Annotated in this window: 19 protein-coding genes, 1 pseudogene and 1 riboswitch; of the genes and pseudogenes, 14 read left to right on the forward strand and 6 right to left on the reverse strand. The window is 70.8% G+C overall.

Features of this window, described 5'->3' with window-relative positions; genetic code table 11:
• Positions 1–30 precede the first annotated feature (30 nt).
• Together KXC43_RS20520 and KXC43_RS20525 are read right to left on the reverse strand one after the other, a co-directional pair.
• Entirely contained in the window at positions 31–711 is a 681-nt protein-coding gene (locus KXC43_RS20520) for an NADPH-dependent F420 reductase (protein ID WP_221377713.1), read from the reverse strand.
• 3 nt (positions 712–714) lie between these two features.
• Complete coding sequence (locus KXC43_RS20525) at positions 715–1,746, reverse strand: LLM class flavin-dependent oxidoreductase (protein WP_221377714.1); 1,032 nt, start codon at positions 1,744–1,746, stop codon at positions 715–717.
• Positions 1,747–1,819: 73 nt separating this feature from the next.
• Here KXC43_RS20525 and KXC43_RS20530 point away from each other — a divergent pair, with 73 nt between their 5' ends.
• Together KXC43_RS20530 and KXC43_RS20535 are read left to right on the forward strand one after the other, a co-directional pair.
• Complete coding sequence (locus KXC43_RS20530; RefSeq protein WP_308129171.1) at positions 1,820–2,275, forward strand: MarR family winged helix-turn-helix transcriptional regulator; 456 nt, start codon at positions 1,820–1,822, stop codon at positions 2,273–2,275.
• A 10-nt stretch (positions 2,276–2,285) separates the two neighbouring features.
• Positions 2,286–3,128: an NAD-dependent epimerase/dehydratase family protein gene (locus KXC43_RS20535; RefSeq protein ID WP_221377716.1), complete on the forward strand. Its 843-nt coding sequence runs from the start codon at positions 2,286–2,288 to the stop codon at positions 3,126–3,128.
• Between the two features lie 39 nt (positions 3,129–3,167).
• On the opposite strand, the pseudogene KXC43_RS20540 reads toward KXC43_RS20535, so the two are convergent.
• Positions 3,168–3,823: pseudogene (locus tag KXC43_RS20540) on the reverse strand (DUF1684 domain-containing protein).
• A gap of 60 nt (positions 3,824–3,883) precedes the next feature.
• Positions 3,884–4,000, forward strand: a riboswitch (SAM riboswitch).
• 17 nt (positions 4,001–4,017) lie between these two features.
• Between KXC43_RS20540 and KXC43_RS20545 the strand changes: the two are divergent.
• From KXC43_RS20545 to KXC43_RS20565, 5 genes are read left to right on the forward strand one after another with little or no spacing between them, the layout of a single operon-like run.
• The gene (locus KXC43_RS20545; RefSeq protein WP_221377717.1) at positions 4,018–5,199 is read left to right on the forward strand and encodes an aminotransferase class V-fold PLP-dependent enzyme; all 1,182 of its coding nucleotides are present in this window, start codon (positions 4,018–4,020) and stop codon (positions 5,197–5,199) included.
• Positions 5,200–5,248: 49 nt separating this feature from the next.
• Positions 5,249–5,728 carry an NUDIX domain-containing protein gene (locus tag KXC43_RS20550; protein WP_221377718.1) on the forward strand — a complete coding sequence of 160 codons (480 nt, stop codon included), beginning with the start codon at positions 5,249–5,251 and terminating at the stop codon, positions 5,726–5,728.
• Complete coding sequence (locus KXC43_RS20555) at positions 5,721–6,479, forward strand: poly-gamma-glutamate hydrolase family protein (RefSeq protein WP_221377719.1); 759 nt, start codon at positions 5,721–5,723, stop codon at positions 6,477–6,479. Before KXC43_RS20550 ends, KXC43_RS20555 begins: the two co-directional genes overlap by 8 nt.
• Positions 6,476–6,931, forward strand: coding sequence for a GNAT family N-acetyltransferase (locus KXC43_RS20560; RefSeq protein WP_221377720.1), 456 nt, complete (start codon positions 6,476–6,478; stop codon positions 6,929–6,931). Before KXC43_RS20555 ends, KXC43_RS20560 begins: the two co-directional genes overlap by 4 nt.
• A gap of 9 nt (positions 6,932–6,940) precedes the next feature.
• Positions 6,941–7,900, forward strand: a complete 960-nt coding sequence (locus tag KXC43_RS20565; RefSeq protein WP_221377721.1) for an NAD-dependent epimerase/dehydratase family protein — start codon at positions 6,941–6,943, stop codon at positions 7,898–7,900.
• Here the strand turns inward: KXC43_RS20565 and KXC43_RS20570 are convergent.
• Complete coding sequence (locus KXC43_RS20570) at positions 7,890–8,405, reverse strand: GNAT family N-acetyltransferase (protein ID WP_221377722.1); 516 nt, start codon at positions 8,403–8,405, stop codon at positions 7,890–7,892. The two genes, KXC43_RS20565 and KXC43_RS20570, sit on opposite strands and share 11 nt — an antisense overlap.
• 61 nt (positions 8,406–8,466) lie before the next feature.
• On the opposite strand from KXC43_RS20570, the gene KXC43_RS20575 reads away from it, so the two are divergent.
• Positions 8,467–9,858 (forward strand): gamma-glutamyltransferase, encoded by a 1,392-nt coding sequence (locus tag KXC43_RS20575; RefSeq protein ID WP_221377723.1) that lies wholly within the window; start codon positions 8,467–8,469, stop codon positions 9,856–9,858.
• A gap of 16 nt (positions 9,859–9,874) precedes the next feature.
• Here KXC43_RS20575 and KXC43_RS20580 read toward each other — a convergent pair whose 3' ends face one another.
• Positions 9,875–11,053, reverse strand: a complete 1,179-nt coding sequence (locus KXC43_RS20580) for a hypothetical protein (protein WP_221377724.1) — start codon at positions 11,051–11,053, stop codon at positions 9,875–9,877.
• A 117-nt stretch (positions 11,054–11,170) separates the two neighbouring features.
• Here KXC43_RS20580 and KXC43_RS20585 point away from each other — a divergent pair, with 117 nt between their 5' ends.
• The 5 genes from KXC43_RS20585 (at position 11,171) to KXC43_RS20605 (ending at position 16,137) form a co-directional block, all read left to right on the forward strand.
• Positions 11,171–11,476 (forward strand): hypothetical protein, encoded by a 306-nt coding sequence (locus KXC43_RS20585; RefSeq protein WP_221377725.1) that lies wholly within the window; start codon positions 11,171–11,173, stop codon positions 11,474–11,476.
• 4 nt (positions 11,477–11,480) lie between these two features.
• On the forward strand, positions 11,481–12,368 hold the full coding sequence (locus KXC43_RS20590; RefSeq protein WP_221377726.1) for a hypothetical protein: 888 nt from the start codon (positions 11,481–11,483) through the stop codon (positions 12,366–12,368).
• Positions 12,369–12,457: 89 nt separating this feature from the next.
• Positions 12,458–14,458 carry a threonine--tRNA ligase gene (gene thrS, locus KXC43_RS20595; RefSeq protein ID WP_221377727.1) on the forward strand — a complete coding sequence of 667 codons (2,001 nt, stop codon included), beginning with the start codon at positions 12,458–12,460 and terminating at the stop codon, positions 14,456–14,458.
• A gap of 189 nt (positions 14,459–14,647) precedes the next feature.
• Complete coding sequence (locus KXC43_RS20600) at positions 14,648–15,310, forward strand: Crp/Fnr family transcriptional regulator (RefSeq protein ID WP_221377728.1); 663 nt, start codon at positions 14,648–14,650, stop codon at positions 15,308–15,310.
• Positions 15,311–15,645: 335 nt separating this feature from the next.
• Positions 15,646–16,137, forward strand: coding sequence for a hypothetical protein (locus KXC43_RS20605; protein ID WP_221377729.1), 492 nt, complete (start codon positions 15,646–15,648; stop codon positions 16,135–16,137).
• 4 nt (positions 16,138–16,141) lie between these two features.
• Here the strand turns inward: KXC43_RS20605 and KXC43_RS20610 are convergent, their stop codons facing one another.
• Positions 16,142–16,876, reverse strand: coding sequence for a nicotinamide mononucleotide transporter family protein (locus tag KXC43_RS20610; protein WP_221377730.1), 735 nt, complete (start codon positions 16,874–16,876; stop codon positions 16,142–16,144).
• A 41-nt stretch (positions 16,877–16,917) separates the two neighbouring features.
• On the opposite strand from KXC43_RS20610, the gene KXC43_RS20615 reads away from it, so the two are divergent.
• Positions 16,918–17,913: a magnesium transporter CorA family protein gene (locus tag KXC43_RS20615; protein ID WP_308129172.1), complete on the forward strand. Its 996-nt coding sequence runs from the start codon at positions 16,918–16,920 to the stop codon at positions 17,911–17,913.
• Positions 17,914–17,946: the final 33 nt, after the last annotated feature.

Raw genomic sequence — 17,946 nt, forward strand, 5'->3', positions numbered from 1 at the left:
AATGGGTTTGGCGTCACGGACCGTACGGATTCAGCCCCCGGCGGCGCGTGCTTCGGCCACTTCCCGCCCCCGCTCGGAGGCCGGGAAACGGTCGAGCATGGCGCGCAACTCGGCCGCCGCGACGTTGGCGCCGAACGCCTCGGTGCCGGGCTCCAGCCGTACGCCCTGGGACAGCGACCCGGCAATCACCGGATCGAAGCCCAGCCCGTCGACGAGCGCCGCGACAGCGGCGACGTCGGCCTCGCCGTCCCCCGCCACCGCGATCGCCTTGCGACCGGGCGCGCCCGCCGGCAGCGCGCCCTCCTCGAGGTCGTGGTAGCCCATGTGGTTGAAGGCCTTCACGATCCGCGAATCGGGCAGGAACGCCTGGACGATCTCGCTCGACGACGTGCGGGGGTCGGTGAGGTCGTCGCGGATGCCGTCGACCTCCCACCAGTAGTTCATGGCGTCGACGACGAGCTTGCCGCGCAGCGCGTCGACCGGGAGGCTCTGGTGCTTGCCCAGCGGCAGCGCGAGCACCACGATGTCGGGCCGGACGGCCGCGTCCCGGGCCGTGGTGGGCTCGGCCCCGGGCACCAGCACCCCGATGATCAACCTGATCTTCGAGACGTCGCCCGACCCGGCGATGAGCACCTGGTGCCCGGCGGCCACGGCCAGCCGGGCCAGGACGGTGCCGACCTTGCCGGCGCCGAGGATGCCGATTGTCGCCATGGCTCAGGCCGCCAGCAGGTCGCGGGTCATCGGGAGCACCTTGCTGCCGTACAGCTCGACGGCGCGCAGGCGGGCGCTCGCGGGCGTCGATCCGGCCACGTAGATCAGGTCGAAGCGGCCGACGCCGAGCGTCTTGATCGCCTTGGCCATCTTGCGGGCCACCGTCTCGGGCGAGCCGATGTAGAGCGAGCCGTGCTCGACCTCGTGGTCGAACTCCTGCTTGCGCAGCGGGGGCCAGCCGCGCAGCTTGCCGATCCGGTCACGCATGACCTTGTAACGCGGGTAGAACACTTCCTTGGCCTCCTCGTCGGTGTCCGCGACGAACCCCGGCGAGTGCATGCCGACCGGGTGGGCCACGGTGCCGAGCTGGTCGGCGGCACGGCGATAGAGATCGACGTACGGGGCGAAGCGGTCGGGGGAGCCACCGATGATCGCGAGCATCAGGGGCAGACCGTACCGCGCCGTGCGGACCACCGACTGCGGGGATCCACCGACGCCCACCCAGGTGGAGAGGTGACCCGAGTCGGTCTTGGGAAAGACGTCGGCATCGGTCAGCGCTGCGCGGGTCGTGCCGCTCCAGGTGACCGGCTTCTCCTTGAGCAGCTCGGCGAACAGCTCGATCTTCTCCTCGAAGAGCACGTCGTAGTCGGCCATGTCGTAGCCGAACAGCGGGAACGACTCGGTGAACGAGCCGCGGCCCAGGATCACCTCGGCGCGGCCGTTGGACAGGCCGTCGAGAGTGGCGAAGCGCTGGAACACCCGTACGGGATCGTCCGAGCTCAGCACCGTCACGCCGGAAGCGAGCCGGATGTTCTTCGTGCGGCCGGCGATGCCGGCGAGCACGGTCTCGGGGGAGGAGATCGCGTACTCGGGGCGGTGGTGCTCGCCGAGCGCGATGACGTCGACGCCCAGCTCGTCGGCGAGGACAGCCTCGTCGACGACCTGGCGGATCGCCGCGCCGTACGAGAGCAGATTGCCGTTGTCGTCCTCCGGCACGTCGCCGAACGTGTCGAGGCCGAAGGTGATGTCACTCATGTAAGCCTCCAAGCTGATTGACGTGTCAATTATGCCCGCTACGATTGACACGTCAACTACAGGAGGTGTGGCCGTGGCCACTCGGCGCTTCCCGACCCGCGAGGAACTACGGGTCTGGCGTGATTTCATCGAGACCGGCGAGCTGGTCAGGTCAGCCATGGCCGCCCGCCTGCAGAAGGACGGGCTCTCGCCGGGTGACTACACGGTGCTCCTCGCCCTCAGCGAGGCGCCCGGCGAGCGGCTGCGCTCGTCCGAGCTGGCGACCGCCGTCGGCTGGGAACGCAGCCGCCTCTCCCACCACCTCGGCCGCATGGAGAAGCGGGGCCTGATCCGGCGCGAGGAGTGCCTGACCGACAACCGCGGCGCCGAGGCCGTGCTGGCGCCGGCCGGCCGGGCGATCTTTCAGCAGGTCAACCGACCCCACCTGCGCGACATCCGGGAGATATTCGTGGACGCGCTGACCCCGGCCCAGCTCGAAGCGGCGGGCGAGATCATGGCCGCCCTGCGGGAGCACCTCACGCGGGAGTAGAAAGGTGGTCATGGCTCGTATCGCGGTGACCGGTGGCAGCGGCAAACTCGGCCGCGCCGTAGTGCAGGATCTGCTCGACCACGGCCGGCAGGTCGTCAACCTCGACTCGGCGCCGTCCGCCGACGTGCGGGTCGACCTCGCCGACTTCGGCCAGGTGGTCGGCGCGCTGACCGCGGTCGACGACCGCTACGACGGCATCGACGCCGTCGTGCACCTGGCCGCCATCCCGGCGCCCGGGCTGCGGCCCAACGCCGCGATCTTCCACAACAACGTGCCCGCCACCTACAACGTCTTCGAGGCAGCCCGGGTGGCCGGCATCAAGACGGTCGTCTGGGCGTCCAGCGAGACCGTGCTCGGCCTGCCGTTCGCGAGCACCCCACCGCCGTACCTGCCGGCCGACGAGAACTGCGAGGCCCGCCCCAACTCGGCGTACTCGCTGGGCAAGCACCTCGAAGAGCAGATGGCGGCCCAGTTCTGCCGCTGGGACCCCGAGCTGACGATGATCGGCCTGCGCTTCTCCAACGTCATGGAGCCGCACGACTACGCGGCCTTCCCCGGCTACGACGCCGACCCCCACCTGCGAAGCTGGAACGCCTGGGGCTACATCGACGCCCGCGACGGCGCCCAGGCGGTCCGCAAGGCGCTGGCCTACTCCGAACCCGGCGTCGAGATCTTCGTGATCGCCAACGCCGACACGGTGATGAGCCGCTCCAGCGCCGCCCTGGCCGCCGAGGTCTTCCCCGACCTGCCGATCACGAAGGAGCTGGGCGAACACGAGACCCTGCTCTCCATCGACAAGGCCCGCCGCCTGCTCGGCTACGAACCCGAGTTCAGCTGGCGCACCGAAGTCTGAAGCGGGGGAGCGATGGCGCGCCGATGACGAGCGCGTCGGTCACGGTTGACGCTCGTACGGGATCTTCTCGCCCGCTTCGACCGCGACCGGCAGCCGGTTCTCCGCCGGGGGCAGTGGGCAGGTGGCGAAGTCCGTGTAGGCGCAGACCAGGTTGGTGGCACGGTTGAAGTCGAGCGTGACCGTGCCGTCGGCGCCTCGAAGTCGACGCGGCCCGGCGACTCGTACACGTGCTCCAGTCCTTCGACCGCTGCGCCCACGGTGACGTCGCGTGGTTCGTCGAACGGCACGTAGCGTCCGGTCAGCTCCCACTTCTCGGTGGGCTCGTAGGCCGGGACGCCGTGGAATTGCAGTCGCAGCTCGTTCGAGGGGTGGCGCGGCCGGATGATGTCGAAGCCGCCGCGCTTGGCCACCTCGACGACCGCGTCGCCGAAGCCGGGGAAGACCCCGCCCCGCTCGGGCAGGACGCCGAAGTTGTGCCGCCCGGTGACCTCGGCGCCGTCGACGGTCAGCGACTCGCCGTCGGCCAGCTCGACGGTGACGCCGTCGGGGCCGGTGCTCCACTCGCCGGGCGCGTCGGGGAAGTGCCGCGGGGTCGCGTCGAGGAAGTTGAGGCTGGTGATGGCCAGGAATCCGTGCGGGTCGGCCAGGTTGCGCTCGTGGCCGGCGTGCCATTCGGCCCAGGTCTGGTTGCTCATGGGCCGACCATATCCCTACTTAGCCTATAGGCGATAGAGAATGTTAGGCTGCGTCACGAAGGTCATGAGCGCCAGCGTCAAGCCCCGGCTCGCTGGCCGGCAACCCTTGCGTTCGCGATGGGGTGCCCCGGGTGAAGACCTGGCCTGCGCCCGACCGGGCGTGGGCAAGCGCGAGCTTCTCCGGAGGCAGAGCCATGTCCGATCTCCTCGACATCGTCGGCGCCGACCTGACCGTCCCGGTGCCCGGCGGCGACATCCGCTTCGCCCACCTCGACTACGCGGCGTCCGCGCCGGCCGTGCGTGCCGCCGCCGACGCCGTACGCGACCTGCTCCCGTACTACGGCAGCGTCCACCGCGGCGCCGGCCTGCGCTCCCAGCGCTCGACCTTCGAGTACGAGCGGGCCCGCGAGACCGTGGCCGAGTTCGTCGGCGCCCGCGACGGGGACGCCGTGATTTTCACCCGCAACACCACCGACGCGCTGAACCTGCTGGCCCGGGCGCTGCCCGCCGGCACCACGACCATCGTCTTCGACGGTGAGCACCACGCCAACCTGTTGCCCTGGCCCTCGCCCGTGCGCCTGCCGGCTCCGGCCACCCCCGACGAGGCGGTCGAGGCAGTGCGGGCCGCGCTTTCCTCCGTACGGGGTCCGGCCCTGCTCGCCGTGACCGGTGCCAGCAATGTGACGGGCGAGATCTGGCCGGTCCGCCGACTGGCCGACATCGCCCACGCGCACGGGGCCCGGGTGCTCGTCGACGCGGCCCAGCTCGCCCCGCACGTGCCGGTCGACCTGGACGACCTGGGCGCCGACTACCTGGCCTTCTCGGGTCACAAGCTGTACGCCCCGTTCGGCGCGGGTGTGCTGGCCGGCCGCGGCGACTGGCTCGACGCCGCCGAGCCGTACCTGCGCGGCGGCGGGGCCAGCGCTTCCGTCGGCGACGCGCCCGGCGATGTCGTCTGGGCCACCGGCCCGGCCCGGCACGAGGGTGGCACCCCCAACCTGGTCGGCGCGATCTCGCTCGCCGCCGTCTGTGAGGCCCTGCTGCGGGCCGACCGCGTGGCCCTCCTCGAACACGAGCAGAGCCTGCTGGCCGCACTCGGCGGCGGCGTCTCCCTCTTCGGCGGCCGGGCGCCTCGCGTCGGCATCGTCTCGTTCGCGGTCCCCGATCCGGCCGGGGTGGCCGACCGGCTGGCCCGGGACTACGGCATCGGCGTACGGGCCGGGCTGTTCTGCGCCCACCCGCTGGTCCGCCGCCTGGGCGGCGCCGGCACCTGCGACACCGGCGGCCTGCTGCGCGCCAGCTGGGGCCTGGGCAGCACGCACGACGACCTCGACCGCCTGGCCACCGCGCTGACCGAGCTGGGCGTGTACCCCTGACCGCTCTCGCGTCCTTCCGGCGGCCGGGCGCATCGTCCATGCTGACCGTATGCCGATTCCCCGTGCCGTGGCCGTCGTCCGCTCCGGTCCGCGCGTGCTGGTCATCAAGCGGTACCTGCGTCGCCCGCACCCCTGCGTGATGTGCCCGGCCGGCGCGACCACGTGCGCCGGTCACCGGTACGCGGTGCTGCCCGGCGGAGGCGTCGAGCCGGGCGCGTCGGCGCAGGCGGCCGCGCTGCGCGAACTCACCGAGGAAACCACCCTGCGCGCGATCGTCGACCGCCGGCTGTGGGCCGGTGAGCACAACGGCCGCCCGGCCACCTATTTCCTCATGAAACAGGTGTCCGGCGAGCCGGTGCTGTCCGGCGACGAGGCCCGCGAGCACGGCACGCTCAACAGTTTCGAACTGCATTGGGCCACGGCCGACGAGTTCGACGCGCTCAACCTGCATCCGGCCGAGCTGCGCCCGCTGCTGAGCCGTTTGCTGAAGCGCGGGGTCGACGAGATTGTCAGGTCCATCGATGCTTAGCGTGTCGCCTCTCACCCGCCGTGCTGCCCTGGGCGTGTTCCGCGCCGGAGCCCGGCCCGCCGACGCGTACGAGTCGAACACCGACCTCTACAGCAACCTCAGCGAGGGAGTCGACTACGCCCGGCGCTTCCGGCGGCACGCGGCCCTCGACGACAGCGACGGCCCCGGCGGCAACTACCCCGGCACGGCGATCGTGGCCCTGCACGGCGGCGGCATCGAACCCGGCACGTCCGAGCTGTGCCTGGCCATCGCCGGTTACCACCCGGCCGGCGGCGCGACCGGTGGGCCGGTCTACGACTACTGGATGTTCGAGGGCATCCGGTCGTCGGGCAACGCGGCGCTGCACGTCACGTCGACGAGCTGCGACGACCCGGTCGCGTTGGCCACGGTGGCCGGCAGCCGCCGGGTGCTGTCGTTGCACGGCTGCTCGCCGGGTCAGGCCGGGCTGGGCGCCGATGCGGCCGCCGTGCTGGTCGGGGGCCGGGACGCAGGCCTCAAGGCGGCGCTGCTCGGGGCGTACGAAACCGCCGGTGTGACCGCGATCGACGCCGACACCGTGCCCCCGTTGAGCGGCGCCGACGCCGACAACATCGTGAACCTCAGCCTGCGGAGGTCCGGCGTGCAGCTCGAGATGACCACGCCGCTTCGCACGCGGATGTTCGGCACCAACACGCGTACGGGAAGAAAGAACACGACGCTGCCGAGCTTCTGGACCTTCGTCGACGCCACGCGGTCGGCGCTGGCCGGATGAAGGTGCGCCCGGCCACGGCCGACGATGCCTACGTGCTCGCCGACATCGTCATGGCGGCCACCAAGGCGCAGGGCCGCTGGCCGGAGCGGAGCCCCGAGCAGGACGCGGAATGGCGCGAAGGATTCGCCGAGTGGAGCCGGGAGCCGAGCCCGGGCAGCGAGCTCTCGGTGATCCTGCTGGACGACGAGGTGGTGGGCCGGCTCCGGGTGGTACGGCGGGAATCCGCCCTCCAACTGGCCGGGATCCAGCTGCTGCCGTCGGTGCAGGGCCGCGGCATCGGCACGTCGATCATCCGCGGCCTCCAGGATGTCGCGGCCCGCGAGGGCATTCCGCTCCTCATCGGCGTCGAGAAGGACAATCCCCGGGCCCGTCGGCTGTACGAGCGTCTGGGGTGCCGGCTCGAGTCGGAGAGCGACGAAGAATTTCTGCTGCGGTGGACACCCGGGGGTTAGCCTGAGCCGGTGAGAATCGTGGTGGTCGGCGGCAGCGGGCACATCGGCACGTTCCTGGTTCCCCGGCTGGTGCGAGCCGGCCACGAGGTGGTCAACGTCAGCCGGGGGCAGCGGTCCCACTACGTCGACGACCCGGCCTGGTCGCAGGTGCGGCCCGTGACGGCCGACCGCGACGACCCGGCGTTCCCGGAAACCGTGTCGGGGCTCCAGCCCGACGTCGTGGTCGACCTGATCTGCTTCACCCTGGAATCGGCGATCGCCCTCGTCGACCGGCTGCGCGGGCAGACCGGGCACCTGTTGCACTGCGGATCCATCTGGCGTGCCGGGCCCAGCCTGAAGCTGCCCGTCACCGAGGAGAACGGCCCGCCGCCCCTAGGCGAGTACGGCATCGCGAAGGACGCCATCGCCCGGATGCTCAAGGAGGAGACCAGATCCGGCGGGCTGGTCACCACGTCGGTGCACCCCGGGCACATCGTCGGCCCGGGGTGGCATCCGATCGGTCCGCTCGGCAACGTCGACCCCGCGGTGTGGCGCACGTTGTCGGCCGGGGACCCGCTCGACGTCCCGGGCATCGGCACCGAGTTCATGCACCACGTTCACGCCGACGACGTGGCCCAGATCTTCGAGGCCGCCATCGACCGGCGCGAGGCCGCCGCGGGTGAGGACTTCAGCGCCGTCGCCCCGTCCGCCCTCAACGTCCGCGGGTACGCCCGGATCGCCGCCTCGTGGTTCGGTCAGGAGGCCCGGCTGCGCCCGGTGAGCTGGGTCGATTTCCGCCGTACGGCCGGCGACGAGGCGGCCGAGACCAGTTGGGAACACCTCGTCCGCGACCACTACTTCAGCATCGACAAGGCGCGCGCCCTGCTCGGCTACGCCCCCGCATACGAGCCGGAACAGGCGATCCTCGAAGCCGTCCGCTGGCTGATCGACCACGACCAGCTGGACGTCGCTACCCCGCTCACGGTCTGACGCCGCCGTGCACGGCTACGGGCTGGCCGTGCCCCGGCACGACGGTGTCGAAGTCGTGCGCCAGGCCGAGCTTCTCCATCACCCGGGCCGACCGCGTGTTCTCCACGTGCCGGATGCTGATGATGCGATCGAGGCCGGCCTCCTCGAACCCGAACCGCAATGCAGCCGCGGCCGCCTCGGTGGCATACCCGTGGCCCCAGAACGGCCGCCCCAGCCGCCACCCGATCTCGACCGCCGGTAGCACCTCGGGCAGGAACGCCGGAACCGCGAGCCCCGCCCACCCGATCAGCTCGCCCCGCCGCTCGACGGCGAACAGGCCGAAGCCCTGTTCCGCCCAGTCGCGTCGCATCTTCCGCAGCCCTTCGGCGCTCTGCTCCCGGTCCCGCACCGAGCCGTCGAGGATGTAGCGCATCACCTCCGGATCCGCGTTGATCGCGGCGAGCCCGTCCAGGTCGTCGTCCCGCCACCCGCGCAGCACCAGTCGCTCGGTCTCCACAGTTCGCATGGAGCCATCCTGCCGGTGTCTGCACGTGCGTCGCCGGTGGCTCGGCCGTAGGGTCGCCGGTATGTCTGTCGCCGTGGCTGCGCCTCATCCGGCCGCGATCGAGGCTGCGCGCGCGGTTGTCGCGGACGGGGGCAACGCGTTCGATGCGGCGCTGGCCGCGGCGGGGGCGCTGGCCGTCGTCTATCCGCATCAGTGTTCGGTGGGTGGCGATCTGGTGGCCATGGTGCGGCCGGCCGGGTCGGCCGTGCGGGCTGTGCTGTCGATCGGCGCGGCTGCCCTGGACGCGCGGGTGGAAAGCATGCCGTTGCGCGGGCCGCAGACGGTGACCGTGCCGGGAGTGGTCGCGGGCTGGGCCGCGGTGCAGTCGCTGGGCGCCCGGCTTCCGCTCGGCGCGTTGCTCGCCCCGGCCATCGGGTTCGCGGCCGGCGGCGTCGAGAAGAGCAAGGGATTGCGTACGGCGATCAGCCAGGGCCTCGACGTCATCCGGGCCGACCCCGGTCTGGCCGCGGTGCTGCTCGGGCCCACTCTCGTGCAGCCGGCGCTGGCCGAGACCCTGACCGGGATCGCCCGGGACTGGCGGTCCTTCTATGCCGGTCCGCTCAACCGCAGGCTGGTCGCCGGGCTGCGATCGCTGGGCAGCGCGCTGTCGGCAGCTGACTTCGCCGCGCACGCGGCCGAGGTGGGGGCGCCGCTGAGCCGTACGGTCGGGGACGTGGCCTGGCATGCCGCGCCGCCGCCGGTGCAGGGCGCCACGTTCCTCGCGGTCGTCGGCTCGCGGTCACTGGTGGCCGACAGCCGTCGCGCTCAGGCCGCTCGCAACGCGCTGCTCGGCGACCCCCGCGGCGGGCCGGTCTCGATCGACGGGCTTCTCCTGCGTACGCGGGAAGCCTTCGACCCTCGACCCGAGCCCCCGAAACCCACCGGCGACACGGTGGCCGTCACCGCCACCGACGACGAGGGCAACGCGGTGACGATCATCCAGAGCGTCTTCGAGAGCTTCGGCGCGGGCCTGCTCGAACCGGCGACCGGTGTGGTGCTGCACAACCGTGGCACGTCCTTCAGCCTCGACCCGGCCCATCCCGCGCACTTCGGCGGCGGTCTGCGCCCGCCGCACACCCTGTGCCCGACGATCGCGCTGACCCCGGGCGGCGTGGTCGCGCTGGGCTGCCAGGGTGGCCGGGCCCAGCCCTGGATCCTGGCCCAGCTGGCCCCCGACGTGCTCACCGCGGACGCCGCCGAACTGGTCAGCCGTCCACGATGGATCGTCCGCGGCGACGACCTGATCGTCGAGCCCGGCCTGCCCCCGCTCGACCCGGCCGGCCTCACGGTCACGACCACCGCGGGCCCGCACGACGACGCGGGCCACGTGCAGCTCGCCCGGCTGCGCTCCGGAACCCTCGACGCGGGCAGCGACCCGCGCGCCGACGGCCTCGCCGCCGTGCTCACCACCTGAGGCCGCGGCTACGCCTTCACGTGTTCCGGTGCCCGGCCTCGTTCGACCACTCGCCGTCCACGGCGATGCAGTGATCCCGCACGGTCAGGCTGAACCGTTCGGGGCGAGGCAGCTCGGCTGAGCGCAGCTCCCAGGTCCCCTTCTCATTGCGTACGGCGGAGTTGAGCATGACGCCCGTGCCGAAGCCCGCCAGGGTGAGATGGTCGCCGGGCGCCGCCGGTGGCCGATGCGGTCGCTCGACCCGGCGGCTCCACCGCTCCGCCAGCCGGGCGAAGGCACGCTCGCGAAACCCCCACGGCCGGCGGGCCGCGCTTCTCGCCGCCGAACCGGCGTCGGCCAGCAGCTCGGCCAGCTCCGCCAGCGGAACAGCGCCGACCATCTTCGCGTACCGAACCATCCTGATCCGCAGCATCACCTCGTACAGGGCGAACGCGGCGCTGTAGGCCGCCCCGGACGGCTGGCGCAGCCCGGTCTCCTCCTGCGGCTGCCACGGTGGCGTCGTCGCGTCGGCCACCCGCCCGGCCCGCGACAGATGCCACGAACTGTCCTCGATCGTGACCTCGGCCGAAGCCGCGCGCGCGAATCCGCGGTGGCCGAACTTCACGTCTGCACCGTCCTCGCCGACCGTCAGGGCGACCCCGTCCCCGTCGCCGTCGTCGAACCGGCAGTCACCCACGCCGGTCAGATACAGCTGCACCTTCGCCGCGCCGGGCACGCCGTACCGCCGCGGAACCTCGAACCCGACATAGCCGCGGAGCCCCGCCCCGGCTCGCTCGACGCGGATGGAGTCGATGCACGCCCGTCCGAGGTCGTAGTCCTCCCCGAGACTCGCGCTCAGCGGCTGCACACCCGGGTGCACGAGGCCGCGACAGTCGCGATGACGCTCCGGCGCGGCCGGCGGCAACGTCTCGAGCGAGTAGCCGGCAACGGCCGCCTGCTCGACCACCCACTGCCGGCGCTCCGACCCGAGCGCGGCCATCCACTCGAGGGCGGTCCGTCCGCATGCGGCCCGTTGCCGCCGCGGAGCAGTCAACGCCCCGAAGAGCGGCCCGGAGTTGTTGCACCACACATCCGCGACCTGCACGACCCCGGTTCGATCGAAGGAAGGGCCGTCCGCCGTCAACTCCGCGATCCGGGCCACCGACCGATCCAGCAGGGCCGCCAGGACCTCGGTCGGGTCGGGCGCTCCGATCATCACCACACGGTAGACGGACAGCGCATCGGCCCGCGTCGGGTGAACCAGGAGGCGTGATGGCGCCGTGTAGGTTGCGGAGTCGGAGCTCGATGGGATGGCGGTTGATCGATGGATGACATGACCAGCATCGATGCGCCTGCGGTGCGGGCGATGGGCGTGGCGGTGACGGAGATCGGCGACGAGATCGCCGGGGCGGCCGCGCTGATTCCCGGGTGGGAGTACGCGGGGCAGGGCGCTGTCGAGGGCGCCGAGGTGTGTGAGAACTCGATGGCCCACGCGGCCCGTTTCTGGCAGATCACGGTCGAAGGGCTGGCCGGGCTGGTCCGCGACTACGGCGGCGAGCTGCGCGCGGCGGCCGGGGATTTCGTGGCCACCGATCAGGGCGCGGCCGACCGCATCCAGGTCGCCGGGAAGCCGGGATGACGTCATGACGATCACGCTGCGGGGGCTGCTCGACGCTGACACCGGACGGCTCGAGACGGTGGCCCGGCACTGGGACCGGTTGGCCCGTACGCTCGACGCCGCCGTGGAAGACCTCGGCCGGGACACTCGTGAGCTGCCGAACCACTGGCCGGCCGGGCCTAGCTCGCAGGCCGCGCAGGACAGGGCGGCCGAGCTTCGCGTGCAGGTCGGCAACGGGCAGACGCACTGCGCCGCGATCGCCTGGATCATCCGTGACTTCGCGCTCGATCTGGGGCAGGGGCGGCGCCGGCTGCTGGAACTGGTCGAGGAGGCGCGGGCGGCCGGGTTGCGGGTCGACCTGGAGGCGGGCGTGATCACCGCGCCGATCGCGGTCGCCGCCGGGGCGGGGGCCGTCGACGCGTACGCCCGGCAGATCGGCGAAGTCCTGGCGGCGGTCAACGACATCGATCGGAAGGCGGCCGCCGCACTCGGCGAGCACACGTTTCGTGAGGACGTACTGCCCGACGCCGAGCAGTCGCGGTTCGACGACGTCTCGATCCTGGCCCTGGCCAACTGGATCGACACCAGCCAGGCCGACTACTGGAAGGGCCTGCACTCCCTGCACCAGGAGCGGGCGATCGCCGAGTTCCCCACGATCATCGGGGCCGCGCGGGGCCTGCCGCCGAGCGACCGCGACACCGCCAACCGCATCCTGCTGCGCCGGGCCAAGGACGACCTGCTGGCCACCCGCGCCCGTCAGGAGGAGCAGCACGACGGCGCGATGAACCGGGCCCAGCTCGACCTCGACCGGCGGCTGGCCGCCATCACCGACCTGGAACGCCGGTCCGAGGGGCGGCACCTGCTGGCGTACGAACCGGGCTCGGAACTCCAGGCGCAACTCGCCCAGCGGTGAAAACCGGGTCGCGCGGGGCCGGGGGAATTTCCGGGCGGATAGCATCGTCAAGGTTCTGATGGGCTGTCCCGTACCAGAAGGAGATCACCGTGTCCGCAACCCGTACCCCCGCTGTGGCCGACCCTCTCGTCGTCCCGGCCGGGACTACGGCCGCCGATGCGGTGGCCGCAGCCGGCCTGCCGACGACCGGCCCCAAGGCGATCGTCGTCGTCCGCGACGCCGGTGGCCGCCTGCGTGACCTCGACTGGCGGCCCGAGCTCGACACCGACGCCACGCCGGTCGCGATCGACGAACCCGACGGACTGAACGTGCTGCGCCACTCGGCCGCGCACGTGCTGGCCCAGGCCGTGCAGGACATCTTCCCCGAGGCCAAGCTGGGCATCGGCCCGCCCATCGACAACGGCTTCTACTACGACTTCGACGTGCCGAAGCCGTTCCAGCCGGAAGACCTCACGAAGCTCGAGAAGCGGATGCAGGAGATCGTCAAGGCCGGGCAGACGTTCCGTCGTCGCGAGTACAAGTCGCTCGACGAGGCCAAGGTCGAGCTGGCCGGCGAGCCGTACAAGCTCGAGCTGGTCGACATCAAGGGCGACGTCGACGACGCCGAGCTGAGCACGGTCGGCGCCGGCGAGCTGACCCATTACGACAACCTCGACAAGGAGGGCAAGCGCGTCTGGGGCGACCTGTGCCGCGGCCCTCACCTGCCGACCACCCGCTTCATCCCCGCGTTCAAGCTGATGCGCTCGGCCGCCGCCTACTGGCGCGGCTCCGAGAAGAACCCGCAGCTCCAGCGCATCTACGGCACCGCCTGGCCGTCGCGCGACGAGCTCAAGGCGTACCTGAACCGCCTGGCCGAGGCCGAGCGCCGCGACCACCGCAAGCTCGGCACCGAGCTCGACCTGTTCTCGTTCCCCGACGAGATCGGCTCCGGGCTGGTCGTCTTCCACCCCAAGGGCGGCATCATCAAGCGCGAGATGGAGGACTACGTCCGCGCCCGCCACATCGAGGAGGGCTTCCAGTACGTCAGCTCGCCGCACATCACCAAGGAGGGGTTGTTCCACACCTCCGGGCACCTGCCGTACTACAAGGACACGATGTTCCCTCCGATGCAGCTGGAGGGGGCCGACTACTACCTCAAGGCCATGAACTGCCCGATGCACAACTTGATCTTCAAGTCGCGCGGGCGGTCCTACCGTGAGCTGCCGCTGCGCTTCTTCGAGTTCGGCACGGTCTACCGCTACGAGAAGAGCGGCGTGGTCCACGGCCTCACCCGGGTCCGCGGCCTCACCCAGGACGACTCCCACTCGTACGTGACGGCCGAGCAGGCCCCGGGCGAGATCAAGCACCTGCTGAACTTCGTGCTCTCCCTGCTGCGCGACTTCGGCCTCGACGACTACTACCTCGAGCTGTCGACCCGCGACCCGAAGAGCGACAAGTTCATCGGTACGGACGAGCAGTGGGCCGTCGCCACCAAGGTCCTCGAGGACGTGGCCGTCGAATCCGGACTCGAGCTCGTCCTCGACCCGGGCGGCGCCGCCTTCTACGGCCCGAAGATCAGCGTCCAGGCCAAGGACGCGATCGGCCGCACCTGGCAGATGTCGACCATCCAGTACGACTTCAACCAGCCCGCCCGCTTCGGCCTGGAATTCCAGGCCGCCGACGGCACCCGGCAAGAGCCCGTCATGATCCACTCGGCGAAGTTCGGCTCGATCGAGCGCTTCTTCGGCGTGCTCGTGGAGCACTACGCCGGCGCCTTCCCGGCCTGGCTGGCCCCCGTCCAGGTCGTGGGCATCCCGATCCGCGACGACCACGCGGGCTATCTGGCCGAGTTCGTGGCGAAGCTGCGGGCCGCCGGCATCCGCGCCGAGGTCGACTACTCGGACGACCGCATGCAGAAGAAGATCCGAACCGCGCAGCAGCAGAAGATCCCGTTCATGGCCATCGCCGGCGACGACGACGTGGCCGCCGGAACGGTGTCCTTCCGCTACCGCGACGGCTCACAGCGCAACGGCGTCCCGGTCGACGAGGCCGTCGCCCACGTGGCCGAGATCGTTCGCTCCCGTACCAACGTCGGGCCTTCTGCTGGGTAGCCGCTTTCCCCGCGCTTGGACGGCCGAGGCCGAGGGTGCCCTTTCCTGGCTTTGGCCAGGGGCTTCCTCGGCCTCGACCGTGCAGGGCTCCCGCACGGGTGCTTGCTCGGCGGCACGTCCAATTTCCACTATCTGTGCTTGCTCGGATGATTCATCCCCTCATGTTGAGGGTAGTTTTACACTCTGCACATGGTAAGGATGCCTCTTCTCAGCGTGGAGGAGTCCGACGAGCTGAAAAGCTTCGGGCGCCCCGTGAGCCGCTCCGCAGGTCAGCCGTTCTTTTTGGAGGGCGAGCCGGGCGATTTCGCGCTGCTGATCACCAAGGGGCACGTGAAGGCCATGCGGGGCAGCCCACCCAGGATCATCGACATCCGGGGGCCGGGGGCGATCGTCGGCGAGATGGCGGTCATCCGGGGACAGGCCCGGATGGCCAGCATCATCGCGTTCAGCGACGTCGAGGCGCTTTATCTGCCCGGGCCGGTCTGGCTCAGATTCCTCTATGACCACCCCCGAGCCATGCACGCGCTGCTGGCGATGACCGACGATCTGGCCGACCGCGCCACCAGACGTAACGTCGAGTCGGAACTGGCGATTGAGCAGCAGCTCGCCAAGAGGCTGGTCGAGCTGATCGACAGCGGGCTGGGTGAGCCGGCCGACGACGGGAGCGTCCTGCTCCGATTCAATCAACAGGACATCGCGACCCTGGTGGGCGCGAAGAAGCTCGACTCGGTCAAGAAGATCATCGCCCGGTTGAAGGCGGCGGACGTCGTCGCCACCGGGCGTCAGACGGTGACCATCAGCCAGCCGTCGGCGTTGCGTGACATCGCCGACGGCAATCTGACGGTCACGTGACGGGGAGCCTGCGATGTCCTCGGATCTGGTCGCTGTCCTCGCGGATCACGGGTCAGGTTTCGCCGCCGCCGCGTTGGCCGTGGCCGTGGGGGTGAGGGCGATCGCACCGGTGTGCTGTGCGTGGATCGAGCAGAGGTGGCTGACGCGGCGTTTCGGACGCGCGCTCGAGGGCGCTACACCGAAGCAACGAGCGAAGATCATTCGTGCCCTGCGGAAACTCGAGAAGAAAAAGCTCCCGATGGAAAGGCCTCGCTCCTGGCTGAGGAGGCGGTAGGCGGGTCGACGGCGCGTATGATCTCGACCGGGTGCCGCAGCGAATAGGGGCTGGACTGACGATGAGCGTGGCGCAGCGGCGAAAGGCGTTGTCCGAGGACAAGCTGATTCGTCGTTTCCTCGAGCTCAAGAAGGAACTCGGGCTCGACAGCCGCGACTTCGTCATCTTCGGCAGCGGTCCGCTTCTGGCCCATGGGCTGCGCGACGAAGTACGGGACCTGGACGTCGTCGCACGCGGCGAGACCTGGGACCGGGTCCGGGTCCACCAGGAGGGCAAGCCGCGACCCGGAAACATCAACGGCGCCAGCGTGGTCGAGTTCTGCGGCGGCCACATCCAGTTCTCGCGTGGGTGGATCTCCGACGAGTACGACGCCGATGAGCTGATCGACCACGCCGAGCACTTCGAGGGGCTGCCCTTCGCGCGGCTCGACGACGTTCTGCGCTACAAGAAGACGCTGCGTCGGTCGAAGGACCGCCTGGACATCGCGGCGTTGTCGCGGGAGCTGGACCGCTGCGACCGGGCCCGAGGCCACGAGGTCACGGCCCGCTCGTAGGGGTCTACGAGCTGACGGCGGAGGTCTGAGCCGACGGGGCCGCCTGCCCGGCGGGCGTTTCCTGCTCGGCCCGGGAGATGCGCAGCCACACCACGAAACCCCAGATCACGAACACGGCGTAGACGCCGTAGAGGATCGCCGACGGGTAGTAGCGGAAGTGCAGCAACTCGGGCACGCCGACCAGGTCGACGGCGATCCAGCAGAGCCAGAACTCGACCCAGCCGCGGGCCAGCGCGTAGGTGGCCAGCATGGACCCGACGAAGATCCACGAGTCGGCCAGGTAGTACCACCACGGGACCTCGAAGCCGGCGCCGACCGCCTGGAACACGTAGAAGCACAGGACCACCGCGAACAGGGCCAGGCTGCCGTAGACGACGCGCTGGCGGGCGGTGGCCCAGTGCGGCTTCACGGCCACGCCGTCGGAGTTGCGCTTGCGGTTCTGGTTCCACCGCCACCAGCCGTACACGCTGGCCACGACGAAGAAGACCTGCCGCGCGGCCTGGCCGAACAGGGGCGTGCCCTGGTCGTTGCCGATGGCCTGGCCCGCGAAGACGGTGAACAGCAGCACGTTGCCGACGATGCCGACCGGCCACGCCCAGACGTTGCGGCGCATGCCGAACAGCGCCGAGCCCAGCCCGAAGGCGTTGCCGACGATCTCGCGGTAGTAGATCGCCTGGTCCGCCGTCACCTGCCACTTGGCGTGGTAGAACGCGGAGAGTAGTTGGTCGAGCCAGTCCACGACTCATCGTAGGGCGCGGCGGGCGAGGCATAGTGGTTCCCGTGACCGAACCCACCTGCCCGATCGAGACCCGCCTCTATGAGAACGGCCGGCCGATCGCCAAGGATTTTCCGTACGACCAGGTGGCCCCGCTCCTCGACGAGCACCCGGACGCGGTGCTCTGGCTCGACCTGTTCCACCCCACCCCGGACGATCTGACCCTGGTGGCCCGGGAGTTCCAGCTGCACCCGCTGGCCGTCGAGGACGCCACGGTCGACCACGAGCGGCCCAAGCTCGACCGCTACCCCCACCACGTCTTCCTCAACGTCTACGCGGTCGACATCGCCACCGAGGACTCCCGTACGAAGTTCGGCAAGACCGAGATCAGCGTCTTCGTGACGCCCCGGACGCTGATCACGGTCCGCAAGTCGCCCAGTGACACGAGCAAGTTCGTCACCCGGTGGGAGGCCGACGCCGAGCTCGACGGCGGCGGCGTCGGCTGGTTGCTCTACGGCCTGCTCGACGTGGTGGTCGACGGGCAGTACGGGGCCGCCCAGCAGCTGGACGCGGCGATGGACCTGGTCGAGGACAACCTTCTCGAGGAGGGCGGAGCGCCGCGAGCGGTCCGTCTGCGGGGCATCGAGCAGCGGAAGTTGCTGGCCGCCCTGCGCCGGGCCGTGGCGCCCATGCCCGAGCTGGTCGGCCAGGCCATGCGCTCCGACCTGGGGCTGGTCGACGCCAAGCTGCGCCCGTACTACCGGGATGTGGAGGACCACGCGACCCACACCGTCGACGAGGTCGAGCATCTGCGGGACCGGATCGACGCGCTGCTGCAGGCCGACACGGCCGAGCAGGGCAACGCGCTCAACGACACCACCCGCAAGCTGGCCGCGTGGGCCGCCATCATCGCCGTGCCGACCGCGATCACCGGCTATTTCGGGCAGAACCTGCCGTACCCGGGCTTCGAGAAGTTCTGGGGCTTCGTGGTGAGCACGGTGTCCATCGTGTCCATCTCGATCCTGCTGTACTTCTATCTGAAGCGCCGCGACTGGCTGTGATTCGCGGGCACCCGGACGCCTTCCGGGTGGCGT

This window comes from Paractinoplanes polyasparticus (assembly GCF_019710575.1).
GTDB classification, from domain to species: domain Bacteria; phylum Actinomycetota; class Actinomycetes; order Mycobacteriales; family Micromonosporaceae; genus Actinoplanes; species Actinoplanes polyasparticus.